General features: G+C 25.4%; 18 protein-coding genes. All 18 read right to left on the reverse strand.

Features of this window, described 5'->3' with window-relative positions; genetic code table 11:
* Nucleotides 1–3: 3 nt before the first annotated feature.
* The 18 genes from Q0617_RS00095 to Q0617_RS00180 all read right to left on the reverse strand — a co-directional run bounded on the left by Q0617_RS00095 (nucleotide 4) and on the right by Q0617_RS00180 (nucleotide 19,088).
* Complete coding sequence (locus Q0617_RS00095; RefSeq protein ID WP_298749181.1) at nucleotides 4–741, reverse strand: VacJ family lipoprotein; 738 nt, start codon at nucleotides 739–741, stop codon at nucleotides 4–6.
* 135 nt (nucleotides 742–876) lie between these two features.
* Nucleotides 877–2,607, reverse strand: coding sequence for a nucleoside-diphosphate sugar epimerase/dehydratase (locus tag Q0617_RS00100; RefSeq protein ID WP_298749183.1), 1,731 nt, complete (start codon nucleotides 2,605–2,607; stop codon nucleotides 877–879).
* Entirely contained in the window at nucleotides 2,607–3,569 is a 963-nt protein-coding gene (locus Q0617_RS00105; protein WP_298749185.1) for a glycosyltransferase family 4 protein, read from the reverse strand. Before Q0617_RS00105 ends, Q0617_RS00100 begins: the two co-directional genes overlap by 1 nt.
* A complete protein-coding gene (locus Q0617_RS00110; protein WP_298749187.1) occupies nucleotides 3,569–4,699 on the reverse strand; it encodes a glycosyltransferase family 4 protein in 1,131 nt (376 codons plus the stop codon). The genes Q0617_RS00105 and Q0617_RS00110 overlap by 1 nt, the downstream gene beginning before the upstream one ends.
* Nucleotides 4,681–6,489 (reverse strand): asparagine synthase (glutamine-hydrolyzing), encoded by a 1,809-nt coding sequence (gene asnB / locus Q0617_RS00115; protein ID WP_298749189.1) that lies wholly within the window; start codon nucleotides 6,487–6,489, stop codon nucleotides 4,681–4,683. Before asnB ends, Q0617_RS00110 begins: the two co-directional genes overlap by 19 nt.
* A gap of 1 nt (nucleotide 6,490) precedes the next feature.
* On the reverse strand, nucleotides 6,491–7,651 hold the full coding sequence (locus Q0617_RS00120; RefSeq protein ID WP_298749191.1) for a glycosyltransferase: 1,161 nt from the start codon (nucleotides 7,649–7,651) through the stop codon (nucleotides 6,491–6,493).
* Nucleotides 7,648–8,496, reverse strand: a complete 849-nt coding sequence (locus Q0617_RS00125) for an NAD-dependent epimerase/dehydratase family protein (protein ID WP_298749193.1) — start codon at nucleotides 8,494–8,496, stop codon at nucleotides 7,648–7,650. Before Q0617_RS00125 ends, Q0617_RS00120 begins: the two co-directional genes overlap by 4 nt.
* Entirely contained in the window at nucleotides 8,486–9,532 is a 1,047-nt protein-coding gene (locus tag Q0617_RS00130; RefSeq protein WP_298749195.1) for a hypothetical protein, read from the reverse strand. The genes Q0617_RS00125 and Q0617_RS00130 overlap by 11 nt, the downstream gene beginning before the upstream one ends.
* Before the next feature lie 269 nt (nucleotides 9,533–9,801).
* The gene (locus Q0617_RS00135) at nucleotides 9,802–10,896 is read right to left on the reverse strand and encodes a glycosyltransferase (RefSeq protein ID WP_298749197.1); all 1,095 of its coding nucleotides are present in this window, start codon (nucleotides 10,894–10,896) and stop codon (nucleotides 9,802–9,804) included.
* Nucleotides 10,896–12,017 carry an N-acetyl sugar amidotransferase gene (locus Q0617_RS00140; RefSeq protein ID WP_298749199.1) on the reverse strand — a complete coding sequence of 374 codons (1,122 nt, stop codon included), beginning with the start codon at nucleotides 12,015–12,017 and terminating at the stop codon, nucleotides 10,896–10,898. Before Q0617_RS00140 ends, Q0617_RS00135 begins: the two co-directional genes overlap by 1 nt.
* Nucleotides 12,018–12,782, reverse strand: a complete 765-nt coding sequence (locus Q0617_RS00145) for an AglZ/HisF2 family acetamidino modification protein (protein WP_298749201.1) — start codon at nucleotides 12,780–12,782, stop codon at nucleotides 12,018–12,020. It abuts the gene before it with no gap.
* Nucleotides 12,782–13,390, reverse strand: coding sequence for an imidazole glycerol phosphate synthase subunit HisH (gene hisH / locus Q0617_RS00150; RefSeq protein WP_298749203.1), 609 nt, complete (start codon nucleotides 13,388–13,390; stop codon nucleotides 12,782–12,784). The genes Q0617_RS00145 and hisH overlap by 1 nt, the downstream gene beginning before the upstream one ends.
* 12 nt (nucleotides 13,391–13,402) lie before the next feature.
* A complete protein-coding gene (locus Q0617_RS00155) occupies nucleotides 13,403–14,023 on the reverse strand; it encodes an acyltransferase (protein ID WP_298749206.1) in 621 nt (206 codons plus the stop codon).
* A 38-nt stretch (nucleotides 14,024–14,061) separates the two neighbouring features.
* A complete protein-coding gene (locus Q0617_RS00160) occupies nucleotides 14,062–15,606 on the reverse strand; it encodes an asparagine synthase-related protein (RefSeq protein WP_298749208.1) in 1,545 nt (514 codons plus the stop codon).
* Nucleotides 15,603–16,949, reverse strand: coding sequence for an oligosaccharide flippase family protein (locus tag Q0617_RS00165; protein WP_298749211.1), 1,347 nt, complete (start codon nucleotides 16,947–16,949; stop codon nucleotides 15,603–15,605). Before Q0617_RS00165 ends, Q0617_RS00160 begins: the two co-directional genes overlap by 4 nt.
* A complete protein-coding gene (locus Q0617_RS00170; protein WP_298749212.1) occupies nucleotides 16,939–17,523 on the reverse strand; it encodes a hypothetical protein in 585 nt (194 codons plus the stop codon). Before Q0617_RS00170 ends, Q0617_RS00165 begins: the two co-directional genes overlap by 11 nt.
* Before the next feature lie 28 nt (nucleotides 17,524–17,551).
* Entirely contained in the window at nucleotides 17,552–18,124 is a 573-nt protein-coding gene (locus Q0617_RS00175; protein ID WP_298749214.1) for an acyltransferase, read from the reverse strand.
* Between the two features lies 1 nt (nucleotide 18,125).
* Nucleotides 18,126–19,088: a Gfo/Idh/MocA family oxidoreductase gene (locus Q0617_RS00180; RefSeq protein WP_298749216.1), complete on the reverse strand. Its 963-nt coding sequence runs from the start codon at nucleotides 19,086–19,088 to the stop codon at nucleotides 18,126–18,128.
* Nucleotides 19,089–19,094: the final 6 nt, after the last annotated feature.

Consider the following 19,094-nt stretch of genomic DNA (forward strand, 5'->3'; position numbering starts at 1 on the left):
AAATTATTCCTTAATCTCATTTTTTCTTTTTTGTTCATATATATTTCTTAAAAATGGATATAAATCTAAAGCATCTTTTTTAAGGTCTTGATATCTTCCTAAGTGAAATGAATTTTTATTTATATTTTTTGAAGTTGATATATAAATAGTTTCTTCACCATTATTTGGAATCTTATATTTTAAATCACTATCTCCAAAATTATTTAAAGGAGAAACATAACCATCCGCAACCAATCCTAAACTATCTCTTAAGTTTGAAGGTCCTAAAATAGGTAAAACAATATGAAACCCAGAACCTACTCCATAAAAGCCTAATGTTTGCCCAAAGTCTTCATCATGAGCTTCCCAACCAAGATGTTCACTTGCTGGATCCATAAACCCTAGTAAACCAAAGGTACTATTTATTAAAAATCTACCTAACTCTTCAGCACTATTTTCAAACTTAAATTGTAGTAAATTATTTACAAATCTAATTGGAAATAAAAGATTATCAAGGAAATTTGAAACACCTGTTCTTGCAACTTCTGGCATAACAGCAGTATATCCTCTTGTTACAGGATCAAATACATATATATATACTTTGTCATTAAATGAAGTCATAACTCTGTTATATCCACTTAATGGATCAAAAACTTCTAACTTTTCATCATTAAACTCATCTGAGAAATCGTTTGATGCTATGTTATCAGCTGCCATAGCAATATTAAATAACAAAAATACACTAAAAATAATATTTTTCAATCACAATCCTAAGTTTCTTTTATAATTTTAGGATTATAATATAAATTTAATTATTAGCTCATAAAATCACCTGTATAAAAGTTCTCATTAAAAAATTAAAAAACTATGTATAGTTTATACACACTTATTAGAAGATTAATTTAATTTGTGATTAAATTCAGGAACTATCTCTTTTAAAACTTTTATTTTATCATCACTTACTAAGAGCTCTTCTATTTTTTTATTTAATAAATTTATATCAAATCTTGTTGAACTTGCAACTGTGATAGAATCATAATCTGTTTTTTTATCACTATCATCGATAAGAAGCTCTTCATATAATTTTTCACCAGGTCTTAATCCGCAATACTCGATTTGGATTTCTTCTCTTCCACTTAATTCAATCATTTTTTTAGCTAAATCCACTATTTTAATAGGTTCACCCATATCTAAAATAAATATCTCACCACCTTTTCCAATTGAAGCTGCTTGTAAAACTAATTCACAGGCTTCTGGTATAAGCATAAAATATCTTGTAATATCAGGATGGGTTACAGTAATTGGACCACCAGATTCTATTTGGGCTTTAAATTTAGGAATAACACTTCCACTACTTCCTAATACATTCCCAAATCGTACAGCAACAATCTCAGTTGACTTTGAAATTACATTCTGTGCGTATAATTCGCATACCCGTTTTGTTGTTCCCATTACATTTGTAGGTCGAACAGCTTTATCTGTAGAAATTAAAACAAATTTTTCAACATTGTATTTTATTGATAAGTCAATACAATTTTTAGTTCCAATTATATTATTTGAAATACCTTCTAAAATATTATCTTCAACTAATGGCACATGTTTATAAGCAGCTGCATGTATAACAATTTGTGGTTTATACTTTTTAAATGTATTTTCTATAAAACCAATATTTCTTACTGTTTGCATAACTGGGATTGTATTTTTACATGATAACTCTTCAATAATTTGATAAAGGTTATATTCACTATGATCTAATAAAATTAATTGTTTAGCTCCAAATTTTTTACATTGTCTACTTATTTCACTCCCAATACTTCCACCTGCACCTGTAATTAGAACAACTTTATCTTTTATAAATTTTTCAATTTTATCCTTATCTAAATCTTTAGGATGACGTGCAAGTAAATCTTCGACAGAGATATCTTTTAACTGTGCAGAATAATCCTTTTCTTGTAATATTTCATCAAGAGAAGGAAGTATTTTAATAGTTTTAAAATGAGGGTTTAATTTATCATATATAAATTTAACCCTACTTTTATTAGCACTTGGCATTGCTATAACTAAAAGATCAAATTTTGTATTTTTAACTATAGTTTTTAGCTTGGACTTAGAAATTATTTGAATACCATCAACACTTCTTTTTTGAAGTATTTTAGAGTCATCCACGAAATATTTTATCGTATATTTACTATTTCTAAATTCATCACTTAATTTAACTCCAGCTTTTCCTGCTCCATATATTATGACCGTTTTATCTTTTATAGTATTACACTTATTTGTAAAATAATTATATGAATACATTAAGAAATTTATGGAAAACAGATACAAAAAAAGTTCACTTGCTAGTAATGCAAATCTAACATCACCATAAAAAATAGGTAAATAAACTATGAAAGCACTTATATATACAATACTTTTAATTAAAAAAGTTCTTTGAGTTGATTTACTCCAAGATATTGAATAATCTTTATAAATTAAAAAAGAGGATATTATTCTAGTAATAATAACTCCGATTATTACACTTATTTGAGGAGATTGATGAAATATAAAAAAAGTCCAGTAAAATGTAATAAAAGTTAAAATTGCAATTACTAAGATATTTAAAATTCTTTTATCAAATTTAAACATTATTTAAAACCTTTTTGTCTATCAACATATAAAATAATACCATACAAAAGAATTAAAGAAGAAATAAAAGCAATAAATATATTAGAAAAGAAATAGACTATAAAAAATAATATCATATTTATTACAATAGAATAAATCGTAACTTTACTATGACTCCATCCACTTTGAGTAAGTCTTTGATAAGCGTGTTTTTTATGAGCTTGACTTAATTTTTCACCATTTATTTTTCTTCGATAGAGGGTTAATGTAGCATCAAACCAAAAGATTCCAAATAAAATAATCCATATCCATAAATTTTTATTATCATTATTTGCATAGTAAATAGTAAATATTGCAACATTATATCCAAGTAAAGTACTACCAACATCTCCCATAAATATTTTTGCTTTGTGCCAATTCCAAATTAAAAATCCAAATACCGCTACAATTAGAATTAAAAAATGACTTCCTCCATATAATATAAATCCAGCGAGTGATAAAAAGATAGCTTCACTCCCTGCATAACCATCAATCCCATCTAAAAAGTTGTAAAGATTAATAAACCAGATAATCATAAAAAAAGCAAAAATATTAGTAAAAATAAAATTATCTATATCAAGTAAACCAAAACTTATACTATCTAATCCACCTAGCAATATAAGTCCTAGTAATGCAACTAAAGATTGAGTAATTAATCTAACCTTTGCACTAAGTTCAAATAAATCATCTAGATAACTAACAACTGAAATAATTACTCCTATCATCAAAGCATAAAAAAGATTTATTTCTATCTCATTGTTTACATATAAATAAATAATTCCTAAAAACCATGTAATAGCGATTGCAATTCCTCCTCCATGAGGAATAGGAACAGTATGAGAACTTCTTTCATTTACATGAGCTACTAAAGATTTTTTAATAGCATAATTTTTTATAAAAAAAGTAAGAACAAAAGAGATAATTACTAATAATAAATAAATCATTATCTTAAAATTTCTTTTATAGAATCTAAGTATTCTTTGATAACAATACTTTCACTAAACTCATTTAGCATTTTTTTTCTTCCTTCTTTTCCCATATCTAATTTTTTTTCACAAGGTAAATTTATAAACATTTCTATTTTCCTAGCTAAATCTTCTGAACTTCTAACTTCACACAAATAACCATTAACTCCATCTTCTACAACTTCTTTACAACCTACAACATTTGTTGTAATAATAGGTTTTTCCATTGAGGCAGCTTCTAATAAACTTCGTGGAGTTCCTTCTCTATAAGATGGTAAAATTACACAATTAACATTTTTTAATATATTTTGAACCTTATCACTTGTACCTAAATAATCAACTAATCCTTGATTTACCCATTCATTTAATTCTTCTTCTGAAATAGCTGTTTTATTTTGAACCCCAACTTCTCCTAGAAGTTGGAAATCAATATTTTCATATTTTGATTTTATAATTTTTATTGCATCAATATATTCATATATCCCTTTATCTCTTAATACACGAGCTACAACTAGAAATTTCAAATTAGTATTTTCAATTTTATTTAAAATTGGAGTAAATTTTTTCGTATCTACTCCACTGCCTGGAATTAAACCACACTTTTTTTCACTTACTAATTTATTTTTTAAAAATAAACTTTTATCATCATTATTTTGGAAAAAAACTTTCGAGCAACAACTTAATGAAATTTTATATAAAAGTTTTACAATAGTTGTAACAATAGATTTTTTAATAAATACAGTACCAAGACCAGTTATATTATTAATTGACTTTATTCCTAAAATTTTTGAAATAATTGAACTATAAATATTAGGTTTAATTGTAAAATTTAAGACCATATCTAGTTTAATTTTTTTATATAATTTATAAAATGATATTAATGTTTTAAAATCACCAATTGGATTTATACCTTTTGGATCAATATAAATATGAAAGAACTCAAACTCTTTTTTTAAAAATTCACTATATTTATTATCATAAGGTGCAATAAAAATAACTTTATAGCCAGAATTTTTTATCTCTCTTGCTAAATTAAGGCGAAAATTATAAGCTTGCCAAGATGAGTTTAGTACGATTGCTACTATTTTCATTATTGATTCTTCTTCCATATCTCTAAGCTATATAAAGTCCACAACATTTTTGCTCTTTTCTCGTTTGAAACATTTATTTTATAATTTAAAAGCTTATTAATAAATTCTTTTTCAATAAACTTTTGACTATAACAATTATTATTTAATATATCAAAAATATTCTCTTTTAAATCATTTTCAACCCATTTTTTTAAGGGAACTTCAAATCCTCTTTTAGGCTGATTTATAAGTTCTTTTGGCAAATACTGTTTAGCTAATTCTCGAAGAATGTATTTGGTTGTTGTACCTTTTATCTTAAAACTATCATTTAATGTTGGAGCAAACTCAAGCATATATTTACTCAAAAATGGACTTCTTCCTTCTAAAGAATGAGCCATTGTTGCAATATCCATTTTTTTTAATAAATCACTTTGTAGAATAAGATTAAAATCCATTAAAAGTATCTTTGATAATTCTGTTATATCTTGATTAGATATATCATTTATAAAAGTATTCATACTATCAAACATGCCATTATTATGAAACTTATATACATCTTCAAATATATCATTTGTTGCACTTAGGTAAAAATCAAGTCCACTCTTGCTTGACATAGTTAACAATCTATAAAAATAATTATACATAGATTTTTTAGTATGTGTATTTGGTAATAATTTAATAACTGATGAAAAATATGAGGCAAGTTTAATCCAATTATTTGCTATTGGAACATATCTTCTATATCCAGCAAAAAGTTCATCTGCACCATCTCCGTTTAAAATAACAGTAACATACTTTTTTGCTTCTTGGGAAACGTAATAACTTGGTATTGCACTACTATCCATAAATGGTTCACCATAGTTATAAAGAATTTTTTCAATATCATTTTTTAAATTCATAGAAATGTTAATCTCTTTATGTTCAGTTCCATACTTTTGTGCAGTGAGTTTTGCTAAATGAGACTCATCAAATGCACCATCAAACTTCACTGTAAATGTTTTAAGCTTTTCACTGTATTGACTTGCAATTGCTACAATTAAAGAGCTATCAATTCCACCACTTAAAAATGCTCCTACTTCTAAATCAGAAGAGAGTAATCTGTCTTTGACACTTTTATGCAACGATTTATCAAGTTGAATCATTGATTCATCAAAATTCACAGTAGTCGTTTTTTTATAATAATCCAATAAGTTAAAATAAGATTTCTTTACAATATTTACATGCGTAATATCAATAATGCAATATTCACTTGCATTTACTTCAAAAACATTCATATATGGTGTATCTTCTTTATAGAAAAAACCTGTTCGTAAATATTTATTAATATTATCTTCATTTATTTCTAGTGATATCGTCTCTTTAAGGGCATTAAGTTCACTTGAGAATAATAACTTTTTATCATTTTTATAAACATATAATGGCTTTTTACCTGAACGGTCTCTAGCTAAAATTATATAGTTTAATTTTGTATCTAAAATAGCAAAAGCAAACATTCCATCAAGATATTCAAACATTTTTTCTCTATACTTTGAATATAAAATCAATAGTGTTTCAGTATCAGAAACAGTTTTAAAAGAAAACTCTTTTAAATACTTTTCTCTTATTTCTAAATGATTATATATTTCACCATTAAACACAATAGATAAATTTTCAAAATGGAAAGGTTGATGTCCATGTGATATGTCTTGAATTGATAATCGCGTGTGCATAAGATTAATATTCTTAAATTCATAAAATCCATTCTCATCTGGCCCTCTATGATTTAAACTAGAAAATATTTTCTCTTTTATTGTATCATCAAAATTTATTGAACCTGCTATTCCACACATATTAAACCCTTATATCTTCAAGAATTTTATTTAATCTCTGAATAGATTGTTCTTTGGAAAATTGTCTAGCTCTTTTCAATGCTGCAGTTTTATACTTGTCGTACAATGTTTTATCTGAAATTAGGGTATCAATTGCTTTTTGAAATAAAGATATATTATTAATTGGCGTTAAAATACCATATTCTGCAATATCAATTTTATTTGAAATTTGAATACATTCTTTTTTTTCAGTTAGAATTTCTCTGGGACCACTATTACAATCTGAACTTACGATAGGTAACTCACAAGAAAGTGCTTCAATTAATACTGTAGGAAATCCTTCATAATTTGATGAAAATAAAAAAATATCACATTGTTTTAAATATTTAAATGGGTTATAGTCAAAGCCTAAAAAAACAACTCTATTTTGAAGATTTAATAATGAAACTAAATCTTTTAGTTTACTCTTTAATACACCTTCACCAAGTATATATAAAGTACTTTTTTTATTTTTTATTTGTGAAAAAGCTTTTATCATCATTTCATGATTTTTTCCTTCATCTAATCTTCCAACAGTGATAAACTTTAAATTCTCATTTTTTTGTAAAAAACTAATTTCTTCTTGAGATGATTGAACAATATAGTCAATATCAATTGGACTATAAATTGTTTGAACTGGCAATTGATTTAAGAAATTCACACTTAAATCATTAGCAACACCATATGAATTTGCAAGTACTAAATCTGATTTTGGATAAATATGCATAATCATCTTTTTAACAATAAAAGAAGAAAAACAATTTTCTTGATACTGAACAGAAGGGGTTGCAACTTCATAAATAATACTTTTACTTTTTTTAAAAAATAATTTTGATAAAATATTTATAAGATTTGGGCGAGTAGTCAATGAAAATGTTATATCTGAATGAATTTCATTTGAAACTTTTGCAAACTTGTATGCAAATAGCAATAAATTTATAAATTTACTTATACCTGTCAAAGAGTGTTTTTTATCAGATAAATATATAATTTTAATATCATCTGGTATTTTATATTCAATAACTTTTTCCATTAAAACAAGTGTTATATCAAAATTTGTATGTAAATCATTAATGATTGTACATAAAATACGCTCTGCACCACCACCGGCTAATGAATTAATAAAAAAAGTCACTTTTTTCATAATATATTACTTTCCTTTAATTTAGTTTCAATAAAAGAGAGTACACGTTGAAATTTTTCCACATTAATTAAGTCATTAAGTTTGCTTACATTTGCAGTAGATACTTTAATTTCCTTTTTCTCAATATTCTTATATTCAATACTGTAACCGTGGAGTTCTAAATAATCTAAAATCATTTTTACGGAAACCCCTTTCCCTGTTGCAATATTTAAACAAGTGACTTTTTTTCTTTTTAAAATCCTTACATATGATAAAACAACATCATCCACATGAATAAAATCTCTAATCGAAGTGCCATTATTAATCAATGTTATCTTTTTTTTATCCTTTGCAGCTTTTATTATTTTTGATATAACAGAGAAATTATCATCTCCCCCATACATATTAAATATTCGTGCTATAGTGTAATCAATCTCTAAATTTTCACAGAATTGTTCTAAATGTTTTTCAGATGATATTTTAAGTGAAGCAGGTAGATTCATAGGTATTAAACTATTATCTTCATAACAATAATTATTATTTCCATAAACAGATGCACTGCTTGAGTAAATGATTTTATTAATTTTTTTACTAAAATTTTCTTTTAAAATTTGATTCAATATTAAGGAAAGTACATAGATACTATTTTCTATATATTCTTTTGGTTTATTAAACTCATCGAACTTTAAAGTTGGATGAAAAGTATTAATTATAATATTAATACCATCATAATTAACATATTTTCCAAAAGAAAATTCTTCAGCAAGAATTGATTTACTTGCAATTAACTCAGAATCTTTTATTGCATAATTTAATTTATTTGATAAATTACTTCTCTTACCAATTATTAATGTTTTAATTTTCATCTATATTTTTATATCCATTTTTTAAAATTCCATTTTTAAAATTCCTTGCATATAAAGCAAGTAACAAAATAACTGGTATTATCTGCACTTTATATCGCATAGCTGTACCTAAATTACCTGGAGATACAATTACATATAACAATAACCAAGAAATAATAAAAAATAATAAAAATCGTGCATACTTATCAAAAATAATCAGTTTAATATTCCAAGCTATATATCTCAAAAAAACATACAATAAAAGTAAATTTTCTAAAGAAAAAAACCATAGGAATATATTAGAGGTTCCCAGAAATGGCAATGGTAAAAAAAGTGTAATAAATGCATTTGGTATAAAATAATAAATGTAATCCCACAGGGTTTTTATTATAGGCAAATTAACTGCACTATTTCCTCGTGAAAAACTTTGTTGTAATTGTCCTACCCTGTTCATTAGGCTGTCAAATGATTCAATATTAAGAGTAACCATTAACTTCATTGAAATAAAATAAAGAACAGGAATGGATACAACTATTAATATTAAAGATATTTTATTAAATTTAATATTATAAACGACTATGGAACTTAGCATAATTAGTGGAATCCAAGGTCTAATATAAAATGCTAAAATGAAACTAATCAAAAATAATATAATATTAAAAAGTGTAATTTTATTAATGAGTTTTAAAGAAGAGTAAGTAAATAATGATATTGGAAATAAAATTAGAGCATCCTTTCCTAATAGCGATGTCCAGAGCAATACTGTAGGTACAAAAAACAATATATAAGATAGTAAATTATCGTTTTTGTTATTCTTATACTCTTTTCCAATAAGTAAATAAGACTTATGAAAAAGAATTAATGCACAAAAAGAGATAAAAGAGTTTACTAGTTTTAATGAATATAAACTTTCTCCAAAGACTTTTACAAAAAATGCATTCAAACCTATTATAGTTCCAATACTTGTCTTGAAAAAAGGATGACTTTCAGGAGCATAAATTGCAGTAACATAATATGAAAATTGATCTAATCCATAATATAAATATTCTAAACCCATTGCTATAAAAATAGTAACAAAAGCTTTTATTAACCATGCAATAATATATAATTTATTAGAAACAAATGTCATCATACATATAGTTATTGCTATAAATGCTAATAGACCTAAAGAGAATTGATAATAAGGATTAGGAAAAAGATTATAATAATTATAAAGCTCAAAAATATTTATTGTTAATATATTCAATTTATACATTAAAATTAATATAAAAAGTGAAACAATAATACTCAAGGGATATATTGAAAATTTATTTTTTAATATTTTATTCATTTCTTTCCTTTAATTAATCTCATAAACTCAACTCTCTTCAATTCTTTATTTTCATAATCTAGTAAAGATTTCATATCAATTCTAATTTTATCAAAGTTAATTTTTTTAATTTCTTTTATAAAATTCTCAATCTTTTCAAAATTATCACTGACATTACTTTCATAGTTTCCTATACTAAGAATATATTCTAAATTTTCATTAATATCTGTATCTTTATAACCTATTATTATTGGCAATCCACATGCCAAATATTGCCTACTTTTTAAAGGGCAGGCTTCTGTCATATTTTTTCTATGTAATGCCAAAGTTGAAATCCCAATATCACAACTTGCAATAATCTCTTCAGATTTTTCTTGGGTTAAATATCCATAAGTAGTTATGTTGGATGCAGTTGTTTGTAACTCTTGATTTGTCATACCAATGATATGAAACTCATAGTTTTTAAAATACTTTGCCATTGTAATAACTTTATCAATGCCATGCCAACTTTGTTGAGGAGTCCCAATGAATACGAATCTAACTATCTTATTATTTTCTTTGTGAATATATTGTGCCGAATTAAAATCATACCCATTTCCAACAACAATGAAAGGTTTTTTATATTTACTAAAAATTGGACTATGTATAAGTTCATGTGAAACCGAGACAAATCCTGCTGCATGTTTTAAAAGTATTGATCTTGTTAATTTATTATATAAATGCACTAATATATTATTTCTTTTACTTTCTGCTAAATCATTTGAGTTTAATTCTATAACATAATTACACACGCTATTAAAAGCACTAACAATTCCAATATAATATTTCATATGACGTAAATATATAATGTCAGGTTTGAAGTGAATTAACTCTTTTCTTAATGTCTTAATATTTTTATATTGAGCAAAAAACTTCCTAAAAATACTTTTATTAATAGACAATGTAGAAATTATTACACCGTTATAAATACACGAAATATCTTTTTTTGATCGAAGAGAAAATACTTGAACCTGATTTCCATACTTTTCCCACTGCCGAATCTTAGAATCAATTTTATTTACTACACCTGTTCGTGTAGAGATATCATCATCAAGTATATATGCAATTCTCATTATTTAACTCTTAAAACTTTAAGTATTTTTTTAATCAAAACTACACGTTTTCTTTCAGATTTATAATCTGTAAAATTTTTATTTGGTAATGCTATTAAGGTTTCTAGTTCAGCTGTTGATATACCTAATTTTTTTGAAATAAATTCTTTATCATTTTTTAATTCATTCACTTCATACAAAGGTTTTTCTAAAATACTCAAGGCCTCATTTCTTGATAATTGCCCAGATGCAATCAAACTCGATAAATGTGCTTTTCTTTTATCATAGCCGAATTTTTTAGGTAAATAATAAGATTGGAAAAATTTTGTAAAAATACTCTCATGGTGTTTTCCACCATAGTCACGCCAATCTAACTCTTTGGAAATAATCTTTTTAGCTTCATTTTTATCATATTGTAAATAATTTAATGGCGCTATAGTTTTAAATTTTTTAATATAAGGATAATAAATATGTTTTTGAAAAAAGCTCAAAAATGTATAATTCTTCAATTTCTTTTTTCCAAAAGTATTATGAATATCTTTAATTTGAATAGAATCCATTGCATTATATCCCCAAGAAGAAGGGAGAATTGACTCTGTTGCTAGGTTATATCCAGTTAAAAAGTATTTTATATTATATTTTAATGCTTGTTCATAAAGTGTAGCAAAAAATGCGTGGTCTTGGGGAACATCTTGATTTGCAAGTGAAGATTTTAAATAAGCTACTTGTAAATCTTTCATTTCTTCCCAATCAATAACGCGTGTATATAAATCAATATCTAATTTTTTAACAATATTTTCAATGTTACTTACTGCTAATTCAGAATTCCACCCCCCATCAACATGAATAGCAAGAATTCTAAGTTCTGGATACTCTTTTTTTAAGATATATGCTAAGTAACTACTATCTACTCCTCCACTTAATCCTATAACACAATCATAATTATTTGACTTACTAGAGTTTTTTATTTTTTGAATAATTGTATCCAGTTTCTTTTTTCCTTCTTTGTTAGGAAAATACAACTTTTTTTGTGTATTTTCATAAAGCTGACAATGGCTACATACACCTTTATCATCAAACTCTATTTCTATATCTGTTGTATCCATAACACAATTAGTACAAATTTGATAGTAATTTTTCAATCAACTTTCCTCAAATAATATTTTTAATTTTTTATACGCTGGATATGTAATTAATACAGCTTTATGTTTACCATGAAAAACAAACATACTTCCAGCAGCAACACCAGAAACTTTTAATTCTTTTGCCACTTTAAAATCACTTAAATCTTTAGCACCACCACAGTAAATCATAGGTACATTTAAATCATTTATAACATACTTAATTAACTCTACATCATATCCTAATTGAGTACCATCCAAATCAACATTATTAAGTAGAATTTCACCTGCCCCCATCTCTTCAATCTTTTTAAGATATTCATTTAAATTTACTTTCTCAATCTTTTTTCGTACATGATTGTAAAGACAATATTTTCCAAATAAATTTTTTTTAACATCTACAGAGACTACTATACTTTGCGAACCAAAAGCTTCAACAGCATGTTTTAATAAATCTGTTTTATTTAAAATAGAACTGTTTAAAGAAACTTTTTCAATACCTAATTGAAAAATCTTTTTTATCTGTTCAACAGTTGTAATACCACCACCATAGCATACTGGCATAAAACATTCACTAGCAATTGACTTTATAATTTCATAGTTTGGCTCTTTATTATGTTTTGTTGCTTCAATATCTAAAAAAATTAATTCGTCAACTTCTTTCTCATTAAAAATTTTAATGGCATTAATGGGATCACCAATATATTGATTTTTTTTAAATTTAATTGTTTTTACTAATCCATTATTTTTAAGTAATAAAACTGGTATAACCCTCGTTCTTAACACTAAAAATTCTCCAAAAAGTTTTTAAAAAAATGTATTCCAAATGTATGACTTTTTTCAGGGTGGAATTGAACACCAATTATATTATCTTTTTGAAAAGAAGAAACAAACTCTTTACCATAGCAGGTTGTCGTTAAAATATCTTGATTATCTTTACAAGAAACAACAAAAGAGTGAACAAAATAAAATCTTTGTTCATCTATATCATTATCGTATAAGTTGTTAATTTTTTTTATATCAATAAGATTCCATCCCATATGAGGAACTAATAAACCATTTGCAGTATCAAGCTTATTAGAATATCCATTAATATAAGAAAATCCTTCTAATATTCCTTCTTCACTTCCTTTTGTCAGTAATTGCATTCCTAAGCATATTCCTAAAATAGGAATCTTATTTTCAATAACTTGTTTATTTATTGGGTCAATAAGATTTAGTTCTTGAAGGTTTTTCATTGCATTATCAAATGAACCCACACCAGGTAGAATAAGTTTTGAAGCATTTAAAATGTCATCTACAGAAGAAGAAACAATACATTCATATCCAACTCTCTTTATCATGTTAACAATAGAACCAACATTCCCCATACCGTAATCAATAACAACAATCAAATATTTACCTTACTAGACATTTAAAAATTCTGCTTTGTACTCATTAAACTTATTATGTTCAATATATCCATTATATTCGTTTTTATTTTTAAAAGTTTTACACTCTTCTTTTTTAAGTTTTTTTATGATTTTTGCAGGATTACCAGCAATCACACAATAACCTTCATCAAAACTTTTAGATACAACCGAACCAGCACCGACAACAGTAAAGTCACCAAGAACAACATTTGGAAGAATAACTGCATTCATTCCAATCCAACAATATTTTCCTATATTTACTTCACTTATATTATGTTCTTTTGTATTTGTTAAACTATGATTTGAACTTATAATACCTACATTAGCCGCAATTTGTGTATAATCTCCAATATAGATTTTACCCAAACCTTGGATATAACATCCAGGTGAATAACCAGGTGAAGTATCAATTCCAGCATAAATATTTTTGTAATTTGCAATTACGCTAGTAAAATGTACCGGCCAATATACAAATCGATTAAAGCCAAGGATTCTCTGTAAAAACCATATTGAGAACTTAATAGGGTTTTGACTATCTTTTGTCTCTTTTATCAATCTAAAAATAGTACCAATTTCTATTAATGATAAATAAATTAACTTTATTCTTCTGTACATATAAACCTCTAAATGTATAAATTATAGCAAAACTCAACTTAACTACTTTTATTCAATAGCCATTTCACAATAATTTTATCTATATGAATTGAATTTTCTATTTTATTATTACAGTCTTTGATTAAAGGCGCAGATATAAAATCTACATTATTAATATTCTCAAACAATAACTTTTCTCTAAAATCAACTATAAATTTAGGTGTAAATTTTTTTAATTTTCTTTTTATCTTAGCTTTAAATGTATTTCTTCCAATTTTATCTGGGGGTACAATATCAATATCATACACCTTAAAAAGTGTCTTTAATAATACCTCTTCATAAAAATAAGGTTCACTTTTATACTTGTAAGGAAGTATTCTAAAAAATTCTGTCAATTCATCATCCCATAGCGGTAACCTATGCTCAAATCCAAAAAATTCATAAATTCTATGAGAATTAATAATAAATCTTGCAATTTTTCTATTTACAAAAAAGTTTTCTACTATTGAATAAGCATAATTTTCTGTTAAATTATCATAGATACGGTACTTAAGTAAAGTGTAATTTTTGGGTTTACTTAATGCGTAAGTTTGACTCATAACTTTATTAACTATTTTACTATTAGTGCTTTTATATTTAATTTCTAAAGGCAATTGGCTTCCTGCTAATAAGTCTCCACTATGTCCAGTAATTACTATTGCATCCTTATTTACAAGATTATTATCTTTAAGATATTGTATCGCAAAATAATCTTGTAATAGAAAACATGCCGTATTATTATATGCATATTTATAATATTGATTAAATGTATCAGTATTTACATAATAACCAATTAATTCTTGAGTATATTCAACATAAAACCATTTAAAACCAAGTTTTTGTGCGACTTCTTTTGATATTTTCACTTCAAAACTATTTTTATTTCCATAAGTAAAACAAATAACATTGCTATAATTATGCTTTTTTAGTAAAGTAGCAACTAATCTAGAGTCATAGCCACCACTTAAAGGAATTAAAGCCATTCTACCATTTAAACTTTTAATAAGTCTTTTCGAAACATTATCTAATATATTTAAAAAGTCTTTTTCTAGCTCTTCAGGGGAAGAGGAAGATACTTTATTCGTTGCATATGATCTGTAAAACTCTTTATTTAATACTAAATCATTGTTATTAAAAATAATTAACTCTGATGCTTGCAATTGAAAAAGGTCATTATACATTGTATACTTATCTGTTATATATCCACTTGATAATAATTCATCCTGAGATATCTTATTTATAGATAAATTAAACTCACTTTGAATAATACTAGTATCATCTGTAATTATATATTCGTCTTTTGTTTCATAATAAAATAGAGGAAATGTTCTTAACTTATCAACTGCTACAAAATAGTTATTACCATTTTTAATAATTACCGAAAAAAGTCCATTTGCATTTTTAATCTTTCTCTTAAATTCATGATATTTGTCAATATTATTAAAATATTCTAATAAATCCTCAGATTCGCAATATTTGCCATCTTGATCTGTTAAAAAACCTTTAACAAATACATCTTTATTTTTCCACCATTTAAAACCAAAATTATAATTTAATTTTATCACAATATAATTCCTCTCATAAAACTTAAAATAATAATTGTAGGTACAAAAGTTTTTACAATTTCTAATAATGCCCATAACAAACTTATTTTGACTAATCTTAGGATATACCCACATAAAAAAATCCAAAAAATTGTACCAACAATACCAAAAAGTGCTACAGTTAAATAGGCATCTTCTAGAAAAATAAAACCGAATATAATACTAGAGATTCTTGAAATAAAAATTAATATATTAAAGAATAGTGACTCTTTTTGTTTTTCCAATACAATTAATAAATTAGATAGTGGGGATGTTATAAATACAAAAAATAACCATAAGGCAAGAACTTGCGAAAACTCTCCAGAGATTTTCCATTCATTACCAAAAATAAATGCAAATATCACATCTCCAAAAATCATAATAATTCCAATAGGGAGTACTCCAATATATACTAGTTTTGAAAAAATTGATTGTGTAATAAGTTTTAGTTGCACTATATCTTTACGTGTTTCTGAAGCTTTTTGTAGAAAAACTTGTCCTATAGACGAACCTAATAAAGATAAAGGCAAAAGCAATATTCTATTTGCTAAAGCATAAAAACCTGCTGTTTTAATACTAAACAAACTAGTGATTAAAATAACAGGAACTTCTGTTGATGAACTATTTAGTAAATTTGACCATGTTTCATATAGAGGAAAACGTTTATATCTCTTTGCTAAAGCATAGATTTTATTTTGTTGAAATCTTCTAATTAAAATTTTCTTTTTCTTAAAAAAGATTCTCAATATCACCCATGTTGAAAATACTTGCCCTATTATTCTTCCTGTAATAAGACCACTTATTGTGATGGTTAAAACCCCCATTAACAATTGAAAAAAAGCAGTTGTTCCACTTTGAATAACTCTTGTTGTTGCAATCTGTTTATAATACTTATGTCTGTTTAACCAGAAACTTATTGTTTGATATATCCCCATCAAAAAAATTGATAATGGAAGAAAATAGAGCCAAATTCCAATTTCTTTGTTATTTAACAATATCATAATTTCATTATTAAATAAAGTAACAATTACTAAAACAATTATACTTATTATACTTGTTATTAGAAAAGATAGTTGAAGTAAAGGTATAACATCTTTATCATGTTTAGGTAAAACAATGGCAAAATCATATGCTCCCGCAATAACAGTAGCTAAAATAGTTACAATACTTATATAAATTGCCAATAATCCAAAATCTTCTGGTGAATAAATACGTGTTAATATTGGACTTATAGCAACAGGAATAGCTTGTGAAATAGTAGTCCCAGTAAGTAATGTCAGAACGTGTTTTCTAAATTCAGTTTTTTTTAAAAAATTATTTGTCATTTAAATATTTTTCTCTATATATTCCCAAACATATAGATGAAATAAAAGATAATAAAAATACAGATACAACAAAATAATAATTTAAATAGTAGGGTTTAGGGGAGAACTCAACATCTTTTAACACATTACTATAAACAATTTCTTTTACTATCTTTTCTTTACTAATTTTTAAAACAATGGATTTCTCAATATCATTTAATTTCTTTATAGCTTGTTTTAAATGATTCTCTATTAAATCTTTATCTTTACCAACACTATATAGATAAATTTTTGCTTGACTCACCTTTTTTTCTCGATGGTCAGTCTTTAATTCAACAAATTGATCTTTAAATTGAGAGATATGCGTTAATGGTTCTTTTATAAATGATTTTTCATTCTCTTTTATAATATCATTATACACTGTTAAGAATCCCATTTGTAACTCTAGTTTTCCAATCAAAAAGTCATTCTTCTTATAATTATTTTGTAAAATAATTTTCAATCCAATAGCCAATAAGGTAGTAATTATAATAAAAGTTAATATTAATTTTTTTTGCTTAAAAACAATTTCTTTTATATATTTTAAATGTTCCATTTTAAATTCTCATTTCATGTAGTGTTTTTTATAAAATATAAACTTGATTATTTTGAAGTTTATATACTGTATTATCATATGTATCAATAGCTATATTCTCATTATTAAATACTAAGGTATTACCAGATATTGATACCCAGCCAATTTGTTTTGCAGGAACACCAACCATTAAAGCAAAATCTTTTACATCTTTATTTACTACACTTCCTGCACCTATTAATGCATACCTACCGATTGTATTTCCACATATAATGGTTGCATTTGCACCAATTGAGCTTCCTTTTTTTAAGAGTGTTTTTTTAAATTCAGACTTTCTAATTACGAATGCCCTAGGATTAATTATATTTGTAAATACCATAGAAGGGCCTAAGAAAACATCATCTTCTATTTCAACACCTTTATAAATTGATATATTATTTTGTACTTTTACACTATTTCCAATAGTAACGTTAGGACCAACTACACAGTTTTGTCCAAAAGAGCAGTTTTTTCCAATTTTTGAATCTTCAAGAATATGTGAAAAGTGCCATATTTTAGTATTGTCTCCTATTTCAACATTACTATCTACAAAACTTGATTCATGCACAAAATATTTTGACATACTAAATCACCTTTTTTATAAATGAATGATAATCACCTTTTAAACCAGCGATTTCAGATTTTCGTATATCAGAAATTATTTGAATAGAGTTATATGATTCATCTAAACCAAATCCATTTCCAGATAAAATCTCCTCATATGATTTTGTATGAAGATCTTTAAAACCTGCAGAAAACTCTATTTCCTTTCCATCTATTTTTATTGATCGAAAAGTAGTTTGCCCTTGTTCTTTAATCTTTAAAGGGATATAATTATAGTTAACCGATAAAAACCATTTTACCCTTGCATTCTTTAATATTAAGTAGCCCGCATTAGCATCTACTGTTTTAAGATGCAAAATATTTTCTTTTACTTCTCCAAAAATCCAACAAAGCATATCAAAAAAGTGTACCCCAATATTTGATGCAATACCTCCAGATTTAGATTCATCACCTTTCCAAGAAATAAAGTACCACTTTCCTCTTGATGTTAAATATGTTAAATCAATATCATATACTTTGTTAGGGTTGTTTTTTAATTCTTTTAATACTTTTTGCTTTAGTGCAATTATTGAAGGATGAAGTCTTAATTGTAAAATATTATTTACTTTTTTCCCTGTCTCTTTTTCAATAACTTTTAATTGTTCAAGATTATGTGGATTTAAAACTAAAGGTTTTTCACAAATTACATCTGCCCCACTTTTTAAAGCAAATCTTATATGTGCATCATGTAAATAGTTAGGTGTGGTAATTGAAATATATTCAATTCTTTTTTCATTTTCCCGATGATATTTATCTATAAAACGATCAAATCTTTCAAATTCAGTAAAAAAGGATGCTTTAGGGAAATAACTATCCATTATTCCAATTCCATCATAAGGATCTAGTGCAGCAACTAATTCATTATTAGTATCTTTTATTGCCTGCATATGTCGTGGAGCGATATATCCTGATGCTCCTATTAAACCAAAATTCTTTTTTTTCATAATAAC

Origin of the sequence: uncultured Arcobacter sp., assembly GCF_937982575.1 — a bacterium.
Classification (GTDB): Bacteria; Campylobacterota; Campylobacteria; order Campylobacterales; family Arcobacteraceae; genus Arcobacter.